This window comes from Bacillus sp. GC_Bacil_1, from assembly GCF_026540675.1.
Lineage (GTDB): Bacteria > Bacillota > Bacilli > Bacillales > Bacillaceae_G > Bacillus_A > Bacillus_A cereus.
On the sequence record NZ_JALNUG010000006.1, the window covers coordinates 219835 to 238767 of the forward strand.

An 18933-nucleotide genomic window follows, 5' to 3' on the forward strand; every position below is an offset into this window, starting at 1 on the left:
TCTCCTTATATTTTATTCACATCAACTCGCATCGGATGTATTACTAGAATAAGCAAGCGATATAAATATAAGATGCAGATGAAATATATTTCATTTAAAGATTTCATTGTAGAAAAAGAAAAAACATCGCAATATGTACGATGTTTTTTCGGGTGTGTGTCTCAATATTTACATGTTACTTTCGCGTGATTTGGAAGTAGAACGGGCCGGAGCGATAACTAATTGTCTCGGCTCAGTTTTCTTGAAGTGATTTTTGACGTTACACTTACGACGTTGAACAACCCACGCTTTAATAGGGTTTGTTAAAATAATCTTTTGCTCTTCGTTAGGGGCCTCTTCTTCAAACCTACAACTTTCGCTCCATTTATTCCATTTCATTGTAAATTTAGAAGAAGAATGATCATCTTCACGATCAAACAAGTGCAAAAAATCCATTTTTCCATCTAGCATTACGGTGTTACTAGTCGCTAAAAAAGAAAAGGTCGTCCAACGTTTCTCCATGCCCTCCTACTCCTTTTTCACATATAGAGTGCCTAAAACTTAATTTACCTAAAATATGCTTGCCTTTTACCTTACACCCATAGTTTATCCAAAATACTATTATGCAACTATCGATTTGCCTTACAACTACCTTACATTTTTGTAAGAAACAAAAAAAACCTTCACTCTATATAATGAAGGTTTCTTACTTTTTATCTATATGATCTCTCATATCATCAAGTCCAGCTTCTTTTAGCTGCGACATCATACCGTGCGAAATTGCTCCTAACACTAAAGTCATTCCAATTAATGAAATACGAATCGCAGGTACATCAATTACGTAAGCCAACAGGCCAAGAACAATTGTTAAAAGTAATGCTTTTATAAATGTTACACTTGTGTACTGTTTCTTCTTCATCATATTCACCCTTTATGGAAGCGTTTTCTTAATATACTTAGTATATCATATCATCAGATGATTTTGTCGTTATCTTTGTAAAAAATTACTATCTCCTTTGACTTTTTCTATTCTATCCTTTACAGTCGAAATGTTCGCAAGTTTTACACTGTAGGAGGATTACAATGAATATTGAAATAAAAGACACTTTAATTTCTGAAGAACAATTACAAGCAAAAGTTAAAGAATTAGCACTTCAAATCGAACGTGACTTTGAAGGAGAAGAAATCGTAGTTATCGCAGTATTAAAAGGTTCATTCGTATTTGCTGCTGATTTAATTCGTCACATCAAAAATGATGTAACAATTGACTTTATTTCTGCATCTAGCTACGGAAATCAAACAGAAACAACAGGAAAAGTGAAACTACTAAAAGATATCGACGTAAACATTACTGGGAAAAACGTAATTGTTGTAGAAGATATTATCGATTCTGGTTTAACACTTCATTTCCTAAAAGACCACTTCTTTATGCATAAACCAAAGGCACTCAAGTTCTGTACATTACTTGATAAGCCAGAACGCCGTAAAGTAGACTTAACAGCTGAGTATGTTGGCTTCCAAATTCCAGACGAATTCATCGTTGGCTACGGTATCGACTGTGCTGAGAAATATCGTAACTTACCATTTATCGCTTCAGTTGTAACGGAATAATCGTATAACTTAAAAAATTGATAGTACATAAAATGTATATCGGCGATTTTTTAAATATATCGACTTACCGACAATAACTGACAATGTTAGCATCCAATTAATAGGGAGAAGCTGTTCTAAAATACATGGGAACAGCTCCTTTCTTGCCATTACAAACTACAGGGAGAGATGAAAAATGACAAAGACAAAATTTGAAAAAGTACTCCTTATCGTAAATCCGAAAGCTGGTCAAGGTGACTTACATACAAATTTAACGAAAATCGTACCACCTCTTGCCGCAGCTTTTCCTGATCTACATATCCTTCATACGAAAAAACAAGGTGATGCAACAAAATATTGCCAAGAGTTTGCTAGTAAAGTAGATTTAATTATCGTCTTTGGTGGTGATGGAACAGTATTTGAATGCACAAATGGCTTAGCACCTCTCGAAAATAGACCTACACTTGCAATCATTCCAGGCGGAACTTGCAACGACTTCTCTCGCACACTTGGTGTTCCGCAAAACATTGCAGAAGCGGCAAAACTTATTACAAAAGAACATATAAAACCAGTTGACGTTGCAAAAGCAAATGGACAACATTTCTTAAACTTCTGGGGCATTGGTCTCGTATCTGAAGTATCAAACAATATCGATGCAGAAGAAAAAGCAAAGCTTGGTAAAATCGGTTACTATTTAAGCACAATTCGAACTGTAAAAAATGCTGAAACATTCCCAGTAAAAATTACTTATGACGGACAAGTATATGAAGACGAAGCTGTCCTTGTCATGGTTGGAAATGGTGAATATCTTGGTGGTATTCCATCCTTTATTCCGAACGTTAAATGTGATGACGGAACACTTGATATTTTCGTAGTCAAATCAACAGGTATTCAAGCATTTAAAGATTACATCGGAAAGAAACTATTCGAGGATTCAAATGAAAATGACATCTTCCACGTAAAAGCGAAATCCATTCATATTGAAACGAAAGAAGAAAAAGAAGTAGATACAGATGGAGAAAGTTCGCTTCATACACCTTGTCACATTGAATTATTAACAGGACACTTTACGATGATTTATAATCCTGCGGTTGTGTAAAGAAAAAAACGAGTGCTAGCACTCGTTTTTTTCTCTTCTAATCTAGCTATGTCGTTGAATCATTTCTTGTATTTCTTTAACTCTCTCTAAAGTAATTCCATTTCTTTGTTCGATTGCTAAAGGATGCTCGGTTGGCTCTAATTCAACATACGGTGCCGTTCCAACTTCTCTTATATGTACATTTGTTTTTAAATTTAATGTTTCTGGATAAAATGGTATTTCTACAGATAACCAACCAAAATAAGGATCACTATTTTCTCGGCCTATCTCATCCCACTTTTCTAATACTTCATCATAACTTTCTTTACTAAGTGATACCCAAACAGTCCATATGAAATTTTCGTGGTAGTCAATGATAGGAATCTCTAAACATCCTCTAATAAAATAATGTTCATCATCCATTACACAAAGATCCGATGTTAAATGGAAGCGTCCCTCTCTTTCATAGGGCGCTACCTCGTAATAATAATATGGCGCTTCACTTCCGTAGCATAGAGGTAGTGCAAAACGATGCATTTGTACTTTTTCTCCGGATTTTCTTCTTCTTTTCATTTGTTATTCTTTCTCCTATCCTTTTCAGTCACAATCAAACTCTACCCAATTTCTCCAATGCGTATTAGCATTTTCATTCACAATAACACTTGGATCTTTCTTCTCTATTGCAGAGGCTACTGATTGGAAGAATTCATTTTCACTTACTTTTTCGTCTTCAACATGTTTCCATTCTTCCGTTTCATACGCTACTTCCCAGTCGCCTTCTAAACCGAACTCTTCTAAAATTTCTCCTTTATCCCACCACAATAATTTTTGAGCTTCCTCATTAGTAGCAAGCATACGCATGAAGTATGTTGGATAATGCTCTGTCGTTTGTACTTCTATTCCATTATTTATATAATCTTCTTCTGTAAATTCATATTCAAAATGATGCTCGCGAATTTTTAAACTGCCGTTATAAATATTCGGTATAAATTCACCTTCATCATCAAACAACTCATAATCGCCATTATTTAATTGTAAAATGCAATCATCACCCATTGAATGAGTAATTCTATCGCCATATACTTGAATATCATTACATACACCTAATGAACCTACACCCACAATTTGAAACACCATTAGCCAATCCTTAGCATCTTTAAAGAAAAGAGAGAATTTCACTTGTGAAATATCCATATATTCATTATCAAAGGCAGGAAATTCATAGTTACTTTGCTTTTTATCTAATAGTTTTAAAATATCTTTTTGCATATGTATCATCTTCACCCCGATATAAACAAAAATATTTTTTTAATTTCACTAGAGTATAACATAACCATACTTACCTGTGACATTCTAATAAAACTACTAAAAAATAGAAGAATGGCTTGTTTGCATACTCTAGTTCTTTTTATGTACAATGAAGGAAAGAAGTACCTTCATATAAGGGAGAGGACAAACTTTGTTCAACCAACAATTAGTTAATTTACGCATTGATTTTGCATTTAAACAATTGTTTGGTACGAATGGTAGCGAAGATATTCTAATTGCATTTTTAAATGCTATGTTACAAGAGTCTTTAGAGTCGCCCATTGCTTCTCTACAACTAGAAGATCCACATTTACACAGGGAATATGAAGAGGATAAGTTATCTATTTTAGACATTTCAGCAACATTAGACACAGGAACAAAAGTCAATGTAGAAATACAACTCAATAATAATCACGATATGGTTAAACGCAGTTTATATTATTGGGGAAGACTATACACATCTCAACTACAAAAAGGGATGCCCTACAGTGCACTTCACAAAACCATCACCATAAACTTACTAAACTTCGTAATGTTTTCGGAACACCCAGCCTTCCATACAACAAGCATATTATGGAATACACAACAACAAAAACTCCTGAGTGACGACATTGAAATCCACATTATAGAAATTCCAAAGTTAACTGAACAATGGCATGAAGAAAAAGTAAATCCGTGGAAAGATCCATTTGTTCGTTGGCTTTTATTGCTTTCAGCAAATGAGGATGAGCACTTAACTAAACTATTGGAGGATATTGCTATGAACCAAGATCCTATTTTACAAAAAGCGATAAATAAATGGGAACGTATGAGTCAAGATTCTTCTTTCCGGCAAGCCTATGACGCAAGGGAGAAAGTTTTAATGGATGAAGCAGCAAAATTCGCCCATGCAGAGACAGAAGGAATAAAAAGAGGAATGGAACAAGGAATTAAAAAAGGGCTTGAAAAAGGCATTGAACAGGGCATTGAACAAGGCATTGAACAAGGTCGAAAAGAAGGAGTTCAACAGGGGAAAATTCAAATGATTAAAAATATGTATGATCTTGGTATACCACTTGAAACGATTGCTAAGGCAAGTAAATTAAGTTTGCATGAGATTGAGCATATTTTAGGACATAAATAGTCATAAAAAAAGAGCTTGAATAGTTTCAAGCTCTTTTTTTATCAACTCTCCTCAATATCATCCAATTGAGTCTTATAACATTCATCACACTCTGGCCTCGTAGGAAGAATCCCTCTTTCATCAGGTAATAAAACCCTCAAAACTTCTCGATCCATCTCTACGAAAGACTTCATAATAATGGGATATCTTTCTCTAAAAAGGTTAACATCCATACAGTTTTTCCTTTATCGTTCATCAGCAGCACTTTATGGTTTAACTTCCAAGCCACTTCACTAACATGATCAAACATCTTTATTAATACGCCTTAATCAATTTCAAGCCAACCCATTCCCATAGAAAGAAATAACAACAGTCCGATTACAAAAAAGAGACCCCCAGTTAAAAAATAGAACGGCACTCCATGCAATGGATCACTAAATAACTCTATCAAATTTCCAGCTACTACTTTCCATTTCTCTTTCTTTGAATTTTTTTCTTTTAATTCTTTTATAAATCGATAATTACTTATACTAATCAAAATAATTCCTATTAATAGGCATCCTACTATGATTAAAATCTCCAAATATAGCACTCCATATGTACATCTATATTTATTTTCGTTTACATACTATTGTTATTCATAATCCATTTTAGCTAATAAACAAACGAAAGAGAACTAGGTGGATTAATGTTTACTTAAAAATAAAAAGTCCGAAACTATATAAAGTGATTTCGGACTTTTTATTTTTAAAATATTAAATTACATTTCGAACAAAAAGGAGCTGAATTTCCTCTTCTAATTTTCGTATCACATTTTGGACAATATACATATCGTTCCTCTACCTTTTGTCGTTCTATCATGTGTAAGGATACTATTTTCATACTGCACATAATTCCAATTAAGATAAGGCTAAAAATGAGTAGCACAACGCTCTTCCTTCCTTAACTACTTACCTATATTTTACCATTAAATAAAGATAATTTTATACTTATAATCCTATCTTGTCCTTCATACTGGAAGAAACTTTCTTTACTTCTATTTACTCATCAGCGTGATTCTTTTTTGTCTATATAAATAAAGAATACCTGTAACTATAAAAACAATCACGCCAAAATACACGCCATATTCTATCGCGATCGCTACAATACTTTCAATATGTTTTCCAAATAAAGCACCGAGCACAAAGTAAACGAGTGTCCAAACAAATCCTGTCGTATAAGAATACAAAGCATACGTCTTAAATGACATGTTATTCATTCCAACTAAATACGGTACGATATGTCTTACAACTGGTATGAAGTAACTTGTGACTAACGCATAATGACCATACTTCTCTACCATTTGTTGAGATTTCAAAAGATATTTCGCCTTTTTCTTTTTCATTAGCTTATCAAGTACTTTCGTACCAAATATTTTCCCTAATATATAACCTAAAGAAAGCCCAGATACAACACCTAAATATGTTAATAAAAATGCAGGAATGACACTTAATATCCCTAGTGAAGATACAAAGCCACCACTCATTACGATCATTTCGTCTGGAATTGGCATACCGATAATACCTAACCATAAACAGAAAAATAATGCCCAATAACCGTATTGTTCAATATAAGATAATAATTCATGTAATTCCATTATGCATATGCTCTCCTTAGCTCTTTTTTACAGCTAAAGATGTACGCTGGTGGGAAATTGAGCCACACTTTCTCTAGCGTAATTTCTGGAAAGAAGTGCTGTATAAACCCTTTTTTCACAAGTGAATATTGAAATGTAATGAATTCACCATTCTCATGTATCGCTTCCATCGCATTATTTAAAATGCGCTTTGAAACTTCTTCTGGTAAAGAAGTGAAAGGCAACCCTGATAAAACGTAATCAATGCATTCTATATTGAGCTCCTCCATATACTTCTTTATATTTTCAGCTGAACCGTGTACAACAATGACATTCTGCTCATCTTTAAACTTTCTTTTTAATTCTTTGAAAAATACTTCATTAATTTCAATAAGAAGAAATATTGTTTCCTTCTTTTTTCTCTTCATAATCTCTTTCGTAAAAACCCCTGTGCCAGGCCCTAACTCTACAATACATTTCGCTTTATTAAAATCAATTACATCGACCATTTTCTTTGCTAATATTTTTGAACTTGGCGCAATTGCACCAGTATGTTTTGGATGCTTTATAAATTCATGTAAAAATGTAATGAGCTGCATGTAAACCTCTCCTCATTCGTTCGATAGTTTTTAACTTGTGTCTAAGTATAACTATCGTTTCTTAATAAAAATTGAGGAAGTTTCTTAAGATTTTATGAAGAATAAAAAAACAGCTATCGCGTGTAGCAATAGCTGCCCCTTATTACTTCGCACTCACGATCTTATAATAAGAACGAACCGTTAAGAAGTAATATCCAATATAGATGACACCGTATACTCCAATACTAATGAGAAGCGGAATCATAATTTCAAATGGTAATATATTTGATAAACCTTTTAGTGCAAATAAGCTGTGTAAAATACCGATTACTAACGGAATAGCGAAGATAAAGCTCACTTGTTTTGCGATAGCTTTCTTCATTTCTTGCTTCGTTACACCAACTTTATGAAGGACAATGTAACGATCACGGTCAGCACTTGCTTCTGTTAATTGTTTAAAGTAAATAATTGAGCCTGTTGCTAATAGGAATACTAATCCTAAGAATAACCCAATAAACATCATTAAGCCTGTCGTTTCAAGCCCCATTTGGAATCCTGTATAGAAATCGTTAAATGGTTTTAAAACTTCTGATTCTCCAGCTGGCATAATGCTTGCTAATTTTGCTGTTAACTCTTTACTATTTCGCTCACCTTTTACATCAATATTTTTTACAGTACGCGTTTCGTTTACTTGTTTCACTTGCTCATATGTTTTATCAGGAACGATTACAAATAGTTCATTTAAATTTGTAAGGCTTCTATTATTTACACCTTTAATTTTTAATTCTTTTGACTCATTTCCAACAGGGAATACAGCTGTATTTCCTGTATAAAGAGGACCAAAATCAAGTTTCTCAATATATAAGCTATCATATACGAAAGCTTCATTCGCACTTAAATTTACAGGTTCTACATCTAAATGTTTCACATGTTTATTAAAGCTTGATTGAGAAATAAGCTGGTACTGATTCGTAACATTATAGTGTGTGTTCAGAACTTGATCAGCTCTTTCACCTTTAAATGTTCCTTTCACAGGAATCATTTCAACTTCTGATTCATATGTGACTGGGTGATTATTCTTCTCTCCAGCAAGTATTTCATTTACTTTTTTATCTAATGCTGCATCTTTTTTCTCATAGGAATAACTATACGGCGCAGCAACTTTTGATTGCGTAAATGTGTTGTAATACATCGTAACTGACGTACCAACCGCTGTTAATGTAACTGCACTTAAAATAGCGATTGTCGCTAATGATTTCGCATTTCCTTTAATACGATATAGTAACTGCGATGTCGTTACCATATTCATACCATTATAAAATGCTGACTTATTATTTCTTGCACGTTTCAATACAAATACTGTGAAGAACATGAACAGTAAATAAGTCCCTGCTACTGTCGCTAATAAAATATATAATGCAACGACCATAAAGTCTGCATACATAACTGCTTTCATGTACATTAGCGCTAAAAAATAACCTGAACCGATTAAGAAAACTGAAATTAATGCCATGATGACAGATCCTTTTGGCATTGCTTCTCCTTCACGTTCTGCACGGAAAAGTTCAATTAACTTAAAGCGATAAATTAAACGATATCCTTGAAGTGATGTATATAAAATAATCACAAAGAAAATAATTGCTGTATCAATAATGGCAGCCATCGGTACTTCGAAATGAACGTTTAAATTTAATCCCATCATATTTACTAATAACTCAAGGAATAATTTCGAAAGGACACTACCGATCGCAATCCCGATTACTAATGACATTAATCCCATTAACATATTTTCATAAAAGAGCATTTTACCAATTTGTCTTTTACGAATACCTAATAACGAATATAAGCCAACTTCTTTTTTACGTTTACGTGTAAAGAATCCGTTCGAATATATAATGAACACTGCTACGAAAATGATAAGCATCACACTGGAAACTTGGAACGCTCCGCTAATTTTTTTTGAAGCTTCTGCTGCTTTTTCCATTTGTGAATTATATTGCAGTGCTTTAAATGTAAAATAAATAACAATACTAAAAATCATAGATGCGAAATATACAAAGTAGTCTTTAAAGTTCCGCTGTATGTTGCGGAGGGCAATGCTAGATAAGGTCATCAGCCATACCTCCAGAAATAGAAGACATTACGTCAACGACTTTTTGGAAGAACTGTTTACGCGTTGATTCACCACGGTGCAATTCTTTATATAGTTCACCATCTTTAATGAAAATAACTCGTTTACAATAACTTGCTGCAAATGCATCGTGCGTTACCATTAAAATTGTTGAGTTATCATATTCATTTAACGACTTCATACTTTCAAGTAAATCTGTTGCAGATTTAGAATCAAGTGCTCCAGTTGGCTCGTCTCCGAAAATCATACTTGGATTCGTAACAATTGCACGCGATGCTGCACAGCGCTGCTTCTGCCCACCAGATACTTGATATGGGAACTGACTTAAAATATGATCAATACCGAATTTCTTTGAGATTTCAAGAACGCGGCGATCAATCTCACTCGCTTTCACCTTTGATAACGCAAGTGGTAAAGCGATATTCTCTTTCACTGTTAACGTATCTAATAAGTTATAATCTTGGAAAATGAAACCTAAATGATCGCGGCGGAATAACGCTAACTTATCATCATTCATTTTCACAATATCTTTTCCATCAATTAAAATTTCACCGTTCGTCGCATTATCAATTGTAGAAAGAACATTTAGTAAAGTTGTCTTACCAGAACCAGAAGGTCCCATAATTCCAACGAACTCACCTTCTTTTACTTGTAAGTTAATACCTTTTAACGCTGCAAATTTATTACCACCCGTGTCATATACTTTTTCAATATTTTTTGCTTCTAATACTGTTTTCATCTCGACATCCCTCATTTCTTCTATTCTCTATTTTCAACTATATACACTCTCTACTCTTGCCACTATCGATGTTTCTTACACAAACATGACAGTTATGTAAGGCACATAAGTAAAGAAATCAAAAAGTTAACGTAATGAATTAAAGTACTTTGTTACTATAACATTGGGATATCATACCATCCATTCATTCTCCTTACAGGAACATTACAATTTTGTAAGGTAAAAAATGCACCTACAAAGTTGTGCACGAAATGTCGGATGGAGCTATTTCGTTCCTGCTATTCTATGTACAGAGGAGGTCATAATATGGATTCACTTAAAAATATGAATGCTGCAATGCAGTATATCGAAAACAACCTTACACATGAAATTAATTTTAAAGAAGTCGCAAAAATAGCTTACTGCTCCGAATATCATTTCAAGAGAATGTTTTCTTTTTTAGCTGGCATATCACTATCAGAATATATTCGCTGTAGACGTCTTACCCTCGCTGCCTTTGAACTAAAAAACAACAATGTAAAAGTCATTGATATCGCTATAAAATATGGATACAACTCGCCAGATTCATTCACTCGTGCATTTCAAAACTTGCACGGTATAACACCTTCAGAGGCCCGAAATAGTAGCCATTCTTTGAAGGCTTATTCACCAATGACCTTCCAATTATCTATTCAAGGAGGAAATGAAATGAACTATCGAATTGAAGAAAAAGAGCCATTTCGAATTATAGGTATTACAAAACGAGTCCCAATCGTTTTTAACGGTGTAAATGAAGAAATTGCTTCTATGTGGAAAAGTTTAAACCCAGAGTCTATTCAAACATTAAAGTCCCTTTCAAACATTGCACCTACTGGAATTATTAGTGCTTCTACTAATTTTTCTGAAGGAAGAATGGCGGAAAAAGGAGAACTTGATCACTATATTGGAGTAGCCACAACAAAGGATTGTCCAGAGCAGTTTAAACAACTCGAAGTCGCAGCTTCAACATGGGCTATATTCGAAGCTGTCGGTCCATTTCCTGATGCACTACAAAATGTATGGGGGCGTATTTATTCTGAATGGTTCCCTTCTTCGAACTATGAACTAGCGGAAGGACCGGAAGTATTGTGGAATGAACAGAAACACATATCTTCTCCAAACTTTAAAAGTGAAATTTGGATACCGGTTTTGAAGAAGTGATAAAAAAACAAAGCTGCTCTTCCCTAAAAGGAAAAGCAGCTTTATTTACATTTTCAACTCTTCTTTATAAATACTATATGACTTTATTGTTGATACGATAATACATATTAATATGATTCCAATCCCCATAAAAATATTAAATGGATCTGGAAGCAAAGCCCCGGCATATATACAAAGTGAACCTATTACAAATACCCTCGAAGCAAATCTATGTGTTTTTCTCCAAACTACAGGATTTTCTAATGTCCAGTCCATTCGAATGCCTACTAACCCGTTCGGCTTCGTTTGTTGCATGTAATTACCTAGTACAAGAAACAATGTTCCAAATCCAAAATTAAATGCAATTGAGCCCGATGCAATATAATTAGACGCTGCTAATAGTGCAAATATGTTACATCCAAATCCGATAAAGAGAATGGCATAATTAATCGCTGAAAGAACTTTGGATTGCTGTGTAGACTTATCTTTTATGAATCCAAAAACTAGCCATATCATATAGAGCACTACCATACTACCTATCGAGAATGAACTTGCTTCTATTTTAGAAAAATATCCATCTACTACTCCTGCTGCATTATAATGGCGTGGAATTTGTTCTGGTAAATATGGCCATACAATATACCATCCAATTGCAATGCCAATAATTAAACTCCATGGTAATACGTGTCTTTTCATCCTCTCTCCCCCATAATTTTTTATTAGGCCCCTATTTCTTTTTTATAAGCAATATATGAATATCCCATCGTTAATCCTACTGCACCAATAATAATTCCAACCATTACGAAAGATTTCCACGTTACTGGTGCAAAAACACTTAAAATCATAATGATCCCCAATGCAACAAACACCTTTCCGCTAAAACGGTGTGTCTTTCTCCATACTTCTTCGCTACTTAACGTCCACGGCGTTTTTATACCTACAAAATAATTTGGTTTACATTGTGGTAAATAGTTTCCGATGACTATAAATAAAATACCCACTAATAATTCCGGCACGCGATTAATGAATAAATTGTATCCTAATCCACTTGTAATAATATCTATATTTCCTACAAATAGTAGCAATAGTACACCATTATTCATCATCATAAAGGCTTTAGAAAATTTCTCGTAATTTGCTTTTCTTGGATCAATCTTTGGTATCACATTTAGAAATATATATAATGCAATCATAATTCCGACCATAGAAATCATTCCGTAAAATTTAGAAGAATATCCATCTACCTTACCTCCGCTCCAATGCGTTGCAATTGTATCCGGCAAATGTGGCCAAGCAAACGCCCAAGCTAAACAAGTTATAACAATTAATAAGATTGCAAAAAGATGTTTTTTCATTTCCCCTCTTCCCCCTTATTCGTAAATGTAAACACCCAAGTTAATAAATCTTGAAAGACAGTTGTGTTTAAAGAGTACACAACGAATTGCCCTTTCTTTTCATCTTGAATAAGTTCAGCATTTTTAAGTGCGCTTAAGTGGTGTGAAATACTTGGTTTTGTCATATTGAAATGTTCAGCGATTTCACCAGCGGTTAAATCACCTTCTTTTAATAAGTCTAAAATTTTTCGCCTTGTTGGATCTGCTAATGCTTTGAATGCTTGATTCAATGTCTTTCTTCCTTTCGATAATTAGACATTTAGATATTTATCTAAATGTTAAACCGATTACCGTTATTTGTCAATTTAATCCAGCGCCCTTTTTACTTTTCTCACTTTTAACCTATACTGTTTACTAGCTTATCTTTCAACATAATGAAAAGACTTGAAACACATGATACACTATAGCTACAATTGTTTTTTTGAGGAGGAATATACATATGTATAAAATTTTAATCGTTGAAGACGATCCAAATATTTCATCATTACTGCAATCTCACATTCAGAAGTACGGTTATGAGGCTGTGGTAGCGGAGAATTTCGATGATATTATGGAATCGTTTAACGCTGTGAAACCACATCTTGTTTTACTTGATGTAAACTTACCGAAATTCGATGGTTTCTACTGGTGCCGTCAAATTCGTCATGAATCTACTTGTCCAATTATTTTCATTTCAGCTCGTGCTGGTGAGATGGAACAAATTATGGCAATTGAAAGCGGTGCGGATGATTACATTACAAAACCGTTCCACTACGATGTTGTAATGGCGAAAATTAAAGGACAATTACGTCGTATTTACGGTGATTATGCACCAAATATTTCTGAACGTATCGTTGAAGTAGAAGGTTTAAAACTATTCCCAGAACGTCCTGAAATTCACTTCGGATCTGAACAAGTTCTTTTAACGAAGAAAGAAGCTATTTTAGCTGAAATGTTATTATCTAAATTCCCTCGTACAGCGAGCCGTGAAGATTTATTAGCTGCGCTTTGGGATGACGAGAGCTTCGTTGAAGAAAATACATTAAACGTAAACATTACGCGTCTTCGTAAAAAGTTTAATGAGCTTGGCATTGAGAACTCTATTGAAACAGTACGTGGACTTGGATATCGCTTTAACGCAACTTGGAGTGAATAAGCATGAAGCTATTTTTACGTGATCATTTTGCATTTTTCCTACTGTACGTTTTAAACTTCGGTATCATTTTCGTTCTTTATGATGCAGTAGATGGATTTCAAAACAATAAATTTTACTTCGTCGTTTTAAGTTTATATTTATTTATTTGTTTCCTCGCTTACCGTTACGTTCGCAATCGTAGAATGTACCATAGATTAAGCGAGCAACCAGAAAAAATGGAAGATGCGTTTATTGAAAGAGCAACTGCTCCGATGCCTCACGGTGTCAATGAACTCGTACGTACACAGTACCGTCTCTTCCAAAAAGAACTACAATCGTATGAAGTAAAACAACAAGAACATCAATTATTCATTAACCATTGGGTACATCAAATGAAAACACCTGTTTCTGTTATGCAGCTTATGGTGCTAGAAATGGAAGATGAGCATTTAATTCCAAAGTTTAAAAAAGAATTAGAGCGTCTAAACCAAGGGCTTGATATGGCTTTATACATGGCTAGGTTAAATAACTTCCATGAAGATTTCCATGTCGAGACGATTTCATTAAAAGATACGGTAACAAAAAATATTAACGGATTAAAAGAACTATTCATTCGTAATGGTGTCTTCCCTGTTTTAGAAGTCCATTCTGATTTAAAAGTTGCTTCTGATGCAAAATGGCTAAAATTTATCATCTATCAGTTAATGACAAATGCTGTTCGTTACTCTGGTGAGCGCGGAAAGAAAGTTTTCTTATCTGCTTACCGAAACGGAAAAGATATTATTTTAGAAGTTCGCGATGAAGGTGTTGGTATTCCGCAAGAAGATATTCGAAGAGTATTTGAACCATTTTACACTGGGAAAAACGGTCGCGCATTCGGAGAATCTACTGGTATGGGACTTTATATTGTAAGTAAAATTTGTGATTATTTAGGTCACTCTGTCAAACTAGATTCTGAAGTTGGTAAAGGAACGACGATTAAAATCATCTTCCACAACGCTGCAAATAATCAAGCAGAACATACGGAGAAGGTGACCGAAGCATGATCGTAACATATGCAAGCAAAATGTATGAGAACTCACTCTCATACATTTTTTGCAATACAACTACTTCTATATCTTCTAGCCGGAGGTATAATCTATGACATTTTGGCAATTTGCATTTAAAAACGTCACGCGCAACTCAAGAGCTTATTTTGCTTACTTTGTTAGTAGCTCCTTTTCCATTGCTGTGTTCTTTTCGTTTGCTGTTTACTTATTCCATCCGAAATTACAAAACTTTGACATGACTTCTGAAATTTCAGGATTAATGATATTTTCAGAAGTAGTAATTGTATTTTTCTCTTTCTTCTTTTTACTATATTCCATTGGTACTTTTTTAAAAGTTAGAAAAAAACAATTTGGTGTTTTGACCATTTTAGGAATATCGAGAAAACAATTACATCGTCTTGTTTTTATGGAGAATATGTTAATCGGGATTTTATCTATCTTTTTCGGCATGCAGTTTGGAGTTGTTTTTTCTCAATTTTTCTTATTAGTAACATCCAAACTTACGCATGTTCCAGGAATATATTTATACGGTCCTACTAACGCGTTTATTTTAACAACCATTGTTTTCCTTAGTCTTTTTATCATTGTATCTGCATTCACACCAATGCTTATTCGTACAAAAAAAGCGGTACACCTTTTAAAAACAAATGGTGGAAAACAAAAAGAAAGAAAACCATCCATACTTGTTTCATTATTTGGTGCGATTTGTTTATTTGGTGGTTATGCGTTAGCTGGAAATCCTAAATATTTCGTATCAGTAAGCCCGCAAATCGGTGTTATATATATGGTTTCAAGTATTTTCGTTATCCCAATGCTTGTTACAATCGGAACATATTTCTTCTTTTCACAAATTAGTTTCTTACTGATTTATATTTTAAAGAAAAGAAGGAAGTTTTATATGAAACGGATTAATATGCTTTGGATTTCGGATTTAGCGAGCCGTATTCGAACGAATATTAATATGCTTTTTATTGTAGCAATGCTATCTACAATTGCTTTCACAATGATTACGTTTCTATATGGATTCGGGAAATTTATTAAGCTAGAAGTTAATAGAACTTCTCCTTTTCCAATTTCTTATTTTTCTTATGATGCGAACCCTTTTGTTACAGAGCATTTAAATTGGCTTGAGCAACAATTACAAAAAGAGCATTTCCCCTATCAAAAAATAAAAGCTGATATATATGAAACACCACTAAAAGAAGATAAAGATATAGCTATTTATAATGACGTATACGCAATTAAGCAAAGTGACTATAACAAACTTGCATATTCTTTACGAATGAAACAACTATTTATGGATGATAACGAAGCATATGTGCTAACAGGGACATCTTATATCACCATATTCAACGAATTTGAGCAAAGCTACAAAAGAGATTACATTACACTCTCTAGTACAAATACGAAATTACGAGTGAAAGGCTATGAGCATGTGAATGCAATTCCATCTGGCTTTTCATATCAAACGATAGTTTTGCCTGATGTTATCGTAAATAACTTACCTAGCACCGTAAAGCATATATCAGCATACAATTACAAAATTCAAAACTGGGAACAGACATATGAAATTGCTGATAATTTTATAGAAAAAGTTCAAAAAGATCGAAATAAATCCCAGTATGAAGGACCTCTTATTCGTTCCTTTGAATCAGCAGGATCGTTATACAAAATAACATCAGGCAGTGCTGCATTTTTCCTAATTGGGACATTTTTAGGAGTTATTTTCTTCATTGGAGCTGGTAGCGTTCTTTACTTTAGAATGTATACGGATTTGACGAACGAACAAGAGAAATATATAACGATTTCTAAAATCGGTGTAACAGATACAGAGATGAAACGATCTGCAACCATTCAACTTAGTATTTTATTTTTCATTCCGTACATTATGGCATCCATTCATACAATGTTCGCAACAAAAATGCTACAAGATGTAATTGGTTTATCTCTGTTCAAAGAGGTTTCAGCCGTTCTTATTATTTTTGGATTCGTTGAAATCGTATTTTTCGTATTCATTCGTTCACTTTATATGCAAAAATTATCACAATACACGAGTGGACAAAATATTTAAAACAAACTTGATGAAAAGAGTATTTCTTATGCTCTTCTCATCTTCACCCTATCAGGAGGTTCAGGTGAATGACATTTTGGCAGTTTGCATTTAAAAACGTGACGCGGAACGCCAGAGCTTATTTCGCCTATTTTGTAAGCAGTGCGTTCTCCATCGCAATCTTTTTCTCATTTGCAGTTTATTTATTTCATCCTAAATTGCATATGACAGACGTGAATTATTCTCTGAACATATTAATGACAATTTCAGAAGTTGTCATTGTGTTCTTTTCATTTTTCTTTTTACTGTATTCAATCGGGACGTTTTTAAAAGTACGAAAAAAACAGTTCGGGATTTTAACAGTACTTGGCATATCCCAAAAACAATTAAAGCGACTCATATTTATAGAAAATATGTTAATTGGTGCTCTTTCTATATTTTTTGGCATTCAACTTGGAGTTGTCTTTTCACAGTTCTTTTTATTAGTTACCGCCAAAATTACACACGTACCTGGTTTATATTTATATCCGCCTACAAGTGCTATCGTTTTAACTATCATCATCTTTCTCGGGCTCTTCATTCTCGTATCATCTTTTACACCGATGCTCATTCGCACGAGAAAAGCCGTACGTCTTTTAAAAGAAGGAAAACAACAAAAAGAAAGAAAAGCATCCGTGCTCATCTCTCTATTTGGTGCGGCATGTTTAATAACTGGATATGTATTAGAATCCAATCCATTATATTTTATGTCGTTAGGCGATATCATTGGGCTTTTATATGCCGTCTCTAGTATATTTGTTATTCCATCGCTTATTGCAGCTGGAACATACTTTTTCTTTTCACAAATTAGTTTTTTACTTATTCGTATTTTAAAAATGCGAAGAACGTTTTATATGAAACGAATTAATATGCTTTGGATTTCGGATTTAGCAGCGCGCATTCGGACAAACATTAACATGCTTTTTATTGTAGCGATGCTATCAACACTCGCTTTTACAATGATTACATTCTTATACGGTTTTGGGAAATTTACAAAGTTTGATGCAATTAGACAGAACCCTTTCCCGTTTACGTATTTATCGCATACTGAAAATACATTAGCTGATGAACATTTAAACTGGTTAGAGCAGAAATTTAATGAAGAGCACTTTACTTATACAAAATTTAAAACGGATATATATGAGGTATCTTCAGCTGAAGATAACACGCAGCTCTATTACGCAATTAAACAAAGTGACTATAATGTACTTGCTAAAGCATTAAATTGGGAAAAACTCACGGTAAATAAGAATGAATCTTATATTCTTATGAAAGACTTAGATGATCAAGTTATTGGAACACTTCACAATGAAGAAAAGAAAAATACTCTTACACTTACTCAAAACAATTTACAACTACAAGTGAAAGAATATAAAAGTTATAGCCCATTCCCAAACAGCTTAATATACCAATTACTCATACTATCTGATGAAAATGTAGAATCCTTATCCACAGTTTCCAAACAAATGAGTGTATATAACTTCAAAGTTACAGATTGGGAAAAAGCACATAATATCGGTTCATCGTTTATAACAAAAATTGATAACGATAATGCAGCAATTCAAGCAGAGCATCCACCTTTCCATGCAAGTGAAGCGAGCGATTCCCTATATAAGACAAAACTAAATGTCGCTTCGTTCTTCTTAATTGGTACTTTCTTAGGTGTTATCTTCTTTATCGGTGCTGGTAGTGTTCTTTACTTCCGAATGTATACAGATTTAACAAATGAGCAAGAAAAATATATAACGATTACGAAAATTGGCTTAACTGAAACTGAAATGAAACGTTCAGCGACAATTCAGCTTGCGATTCTTTTCTTCGTGCCTTACATCATGGCGTCAATCCATACGATGTTTGCGACAAAGATGCTACAAGAAGTTTTACATCTCTCGTTCTTCGCTGAGATTACAGTCGTACTGTTGATTTTTGGAACAGTTGAAATTTTATTTTTCCTTTTAATTCGTTCCTTTTATATGCAAAAATTATCACAACATATTAAGTTTTAAAAG

21 protein-coding genes are annotated in these 18933 nt (G+C 33.7%); 8 read left to right on the plus strand and 13 right to left on the minus strand.

What is annotated here, in order from left to right:
* Positions 1–168: 168 nt before the first annotated feature.
* Positions 169–501 (minus strand): hypothetical protein, encoded by a 333-nt coding sequence (locus tag OXT04_RS12140; RefSeq protein WP_000415613.1) that lies wholly within the window; start codon positions 499–501, stop codon positions 169–171.
* 184 nt (positions 502–685) lie between these two features.
* Positions 686–901, minus strand: coding sequence for a hypothetical protein (locus OXT04_RS12145; protein WP_002001286.1), 216 nt, complete (start codon positions 899–901; stop codon positions 686–688).
* A 161-nt stretch (positions 902–1062) separates the two neighbouring features.
* Between OXT04_RS12145 and hpt the strand changes: the two genes are divergently transcribed.
* Together hpt and OXT04_RS12155 are read left to right on the plus strand one after the other, a co-directional pair.
* A complete protein-coding gene (gene hpt, locus OXT04_RS12150) occupies positions 1063–1590 on the plus strand; it encodes a hypoxanthine phosphoribosyltransferase (RefSeq protein ID WP_001019295.1) in 528 nt (175 codons plus the stop codon).
* Positions 1591–1765: 175 nt separating this feature from the next.
* A complete protein-coding gene (locus OXT04_RS12155) occupies positions 1766–2668 on the plus strand; it encodes a diacylglycerol/lipid kinase family protein (protein ID WP_000167892.1) in 903 nt (300 codons plus the stop codon).
* A 42-nt stretch (positions 2669–2710) separates the two neighbouring features.
* On the opposite strand, the gene OXT04_RS12160 is transcribed toward OXT04_RS12155, so the two are convergent.
* A complete protein-coding gene (locus OXT04_RS12160) occupies positions 2711–3220 on the minus strand; it encodes a DUF2199 domain-containing protein (RefSeq protein WP_000830217.1) in 510 nt (169 codons plus the stop codon).
* A 24-nt stretch (positions 3221–3244) separates the two neighbouring features.
* On the minus strand, positions 3245–3916 hold the full coding sequence (locus OXT04_RS12165; RefSeq protein WP_001168096.1) for a DUF7003 family protein: 672 nt from the start codon (positions 3914–3916) through the stop codon (positions 3245–3247).
* Between the two features lie 190 nt (positions 3917–4106).
* On the opposite strand from OXT04_RS12165, the gene OXT04_RS12170 reads away from it, so the two are divergent.
* Positions 4107–5078 carry an Rpn family recombination-promoting nuclease/putative transposase gene (locus tag OXT04_RS12170; RefSeq protein ID WP_078438775.1) on the plus strand — a complete coding sequence of 324 codons (972 nt, stop codon included), beginning with the start codon at positions 4107–4109 and terminating at the stop codon, positions 5076–5078.
* Positions 5079–5382: 304 nt separating this feature from the next.
* On the opposite strand, the gene OXT04_RS12175 is transcribed toward OXT04_RS12170, so the two are convergent.
* The 6 genes from OXT04_RS12175 to OXT04_RS12200 form a co-directional block, all read right to left on the minus strand.
* The gene (locus tag OXT04_RS12175; RefSeq protein ID WP_000404320.1) at positions 5383–5640 is read right to left on the minus strand and encodes a hypothetical protein; all 258 of its coding nucleotides are present in this window, start codon (positions 5638–5640) and stop codon (positions 5383–5385) included.
* Between the two features lie 164 nt (positions 5641–5804).
* Positions 5805–5984 (minus strand): hypothetical protein, encoded by a 180-nt coding sequence (locus tag OXT04_RS29860; protein WP_001986677.1) that lies wholly within the window; start codon positions 5982–5984, stop codon positions 5805–5807.
* A gap of 109 nt (positions 5985–6093) precedes the next feature.
* Positions 6094–6693 (minus strand): DedA family protein, encoded by a 600-nt coding sequence (locus OXT04_RS12185; RefSeq protein ID WP_000418924.1) that lies wholly within the window; start codon positions 6691–6693, stop codon positions 6094–6096.
* Positions 6693–7271: a class I SAM-dependent methyltransferase gene (locus OXT04_RS12190; RefSeq protein WP_098284234.1), complete on the minus strand. Its 579-nt coding sequence runs from the start codon at positions 7269–7271 to the stop codon at positions 6693–6695. The genes OXT04_RS12185 and OXT04_RS12190 overlap by 1 nt, the downstream gene beginning before the upstream one ends.
* 142 nt (positions 7272–7413) lie before the next feature.
* A complete protein-coding gene (locus tag OXT04_RS12195) occupies positions 7414–9363 on the minus strand; it encodes an ABC transporter permease (RefSeq protein ID WP_000176150.1) in 1950 nt (649 codons plus the stop codon).
* Positions 9350–10120 (minus strand): ABC transporter ATP-binding protein, encoded by a 771-nt coding sequence (locus OXT04_RS12200; protein ID WP_000859656.1) that lies wholly within the window; start codon positions 10118–10120, stop codon positions 9350–9352. The genes OXT04_RS12195 and OXT04_RS12200 overlap by 14 nt, the downstream gene beginning before the upstream one ends.
* A 306-nt stretch (positions 10121–10426) precedes the next feature.
* On the opposite strand from OXT04_RS12200, the gene OXT04_RS12205 reads away from it, so the two are divergent.
* Positions 10427–11299 carry an AraC family transcriptional regulator gene (locus OXT04_RS12205; protein WP_090976794.1) on the plus strand — a complete coding sequence of 291 codons (873 nt, stop codon included), beginning with the start codon at positions 10427–10429 and terminating at the stop codon, positions 11297–11299.
* Between the two features lie 45 nt (positions 11300–11344).
* Here the strand turns inward: OXT04_RS12205 and OXT04_RS12210 are convergent, their stop codons facing one another.
* From OXT04_RS12210 to OXT04_RS12220, 3 genes are read right to left on the minus strand one after another with little or no spacing between them, the layout of a single operon-like run.
* A complete protein-coding gene (locus OXT04_RS12210; RefSeq protein WP_090976792.1) occupies positions 11345–11974 on the minus strand; it encodes an SdpI family protein in 630 nt (209 codons plus the stop codon).
* Positions 11975–11997: 23 nt separating this feature from the next.
* Positions 11998–12633 carry an SdpI family protein gene (locus OXT04_RS12215; RefSeq protein WP_090976789.1) on the minus strand — a complete coding sequence of 212 codons (636 nt, stop codon included), beginning with the start codon at positions 12631–12633 and terminating at the stop codon, positions 11998–12000.
* Positions 12630–12902 (minus strand): autorepressor SdpR family transcription factor, encoded by a 273-nt coding sequence (locus OXT04_RS12220; RefSeq protein ID WP_001070531.1) that lies wholly within the window; start codon positions 12900–12902, stop codon positions 12630–12632. Before OXT04_RS12220 ends, OXT04_RS12215 begins: the two co-directional genes overlap by 4 nt.
* A gap of 209 nt (positions 12903–13111) precedes the next feature.
* Here OXT04_RS12220 and OXT04_RS12225 point away from each other — a divergent pair, with 209 nt between their 5' ends.
* The 4 genes from OXT04_RS12225 (at position 13112) to OXT04_RS12240 (ending at position 18930) form a co-directional block, all read left to right on the plus strand.
* Complete coding sequence (locus OXT04_RS12225) at positions 13112–13807, plus strand: response regulator transcription factor (protein ID WP_000276738.1); 696 nt, start codon at positions 13112–13114, stop codon at positions 13805–13807.
* Positions 13808–13809: 2 nt separating this feature from the next.
* Positions 13810–14832, plus strand: a complete 1023-nt coding sequence (locus OXT04_RS12230) for a sensor histidine kinase (RefSeq protein WP_000765341.1) — start codon at positions 13810–13812, stop codon at positions 14830–14832.
* 94 nt (positions 14833–14926) lie between these two features.
* On the plus strand, positions 14927–16906 hold the full coding sequence (locus OXT04_RS12235; RefSeq protein ID WP_098361111.1) for an ABC transporter permease: 1980 nt from the start codon (positions 14927–14929) through the stop codon (positions 16904–16906).
* A 68-nt stretch (positions 16907–16974) separates the two neighbouring features.
* Positions 16975–18930 (plus strand): ABC transporter permease, encoded by a 1956-nt coding sequence (locus OXT04_RS12240; protein WP_098361110.1) that lies wholly within the window; start codon positions 16975–16977, stop codon positions 18928–18930.
* Positions 18931–18933 lie beyond the last annotated feature (3 nt).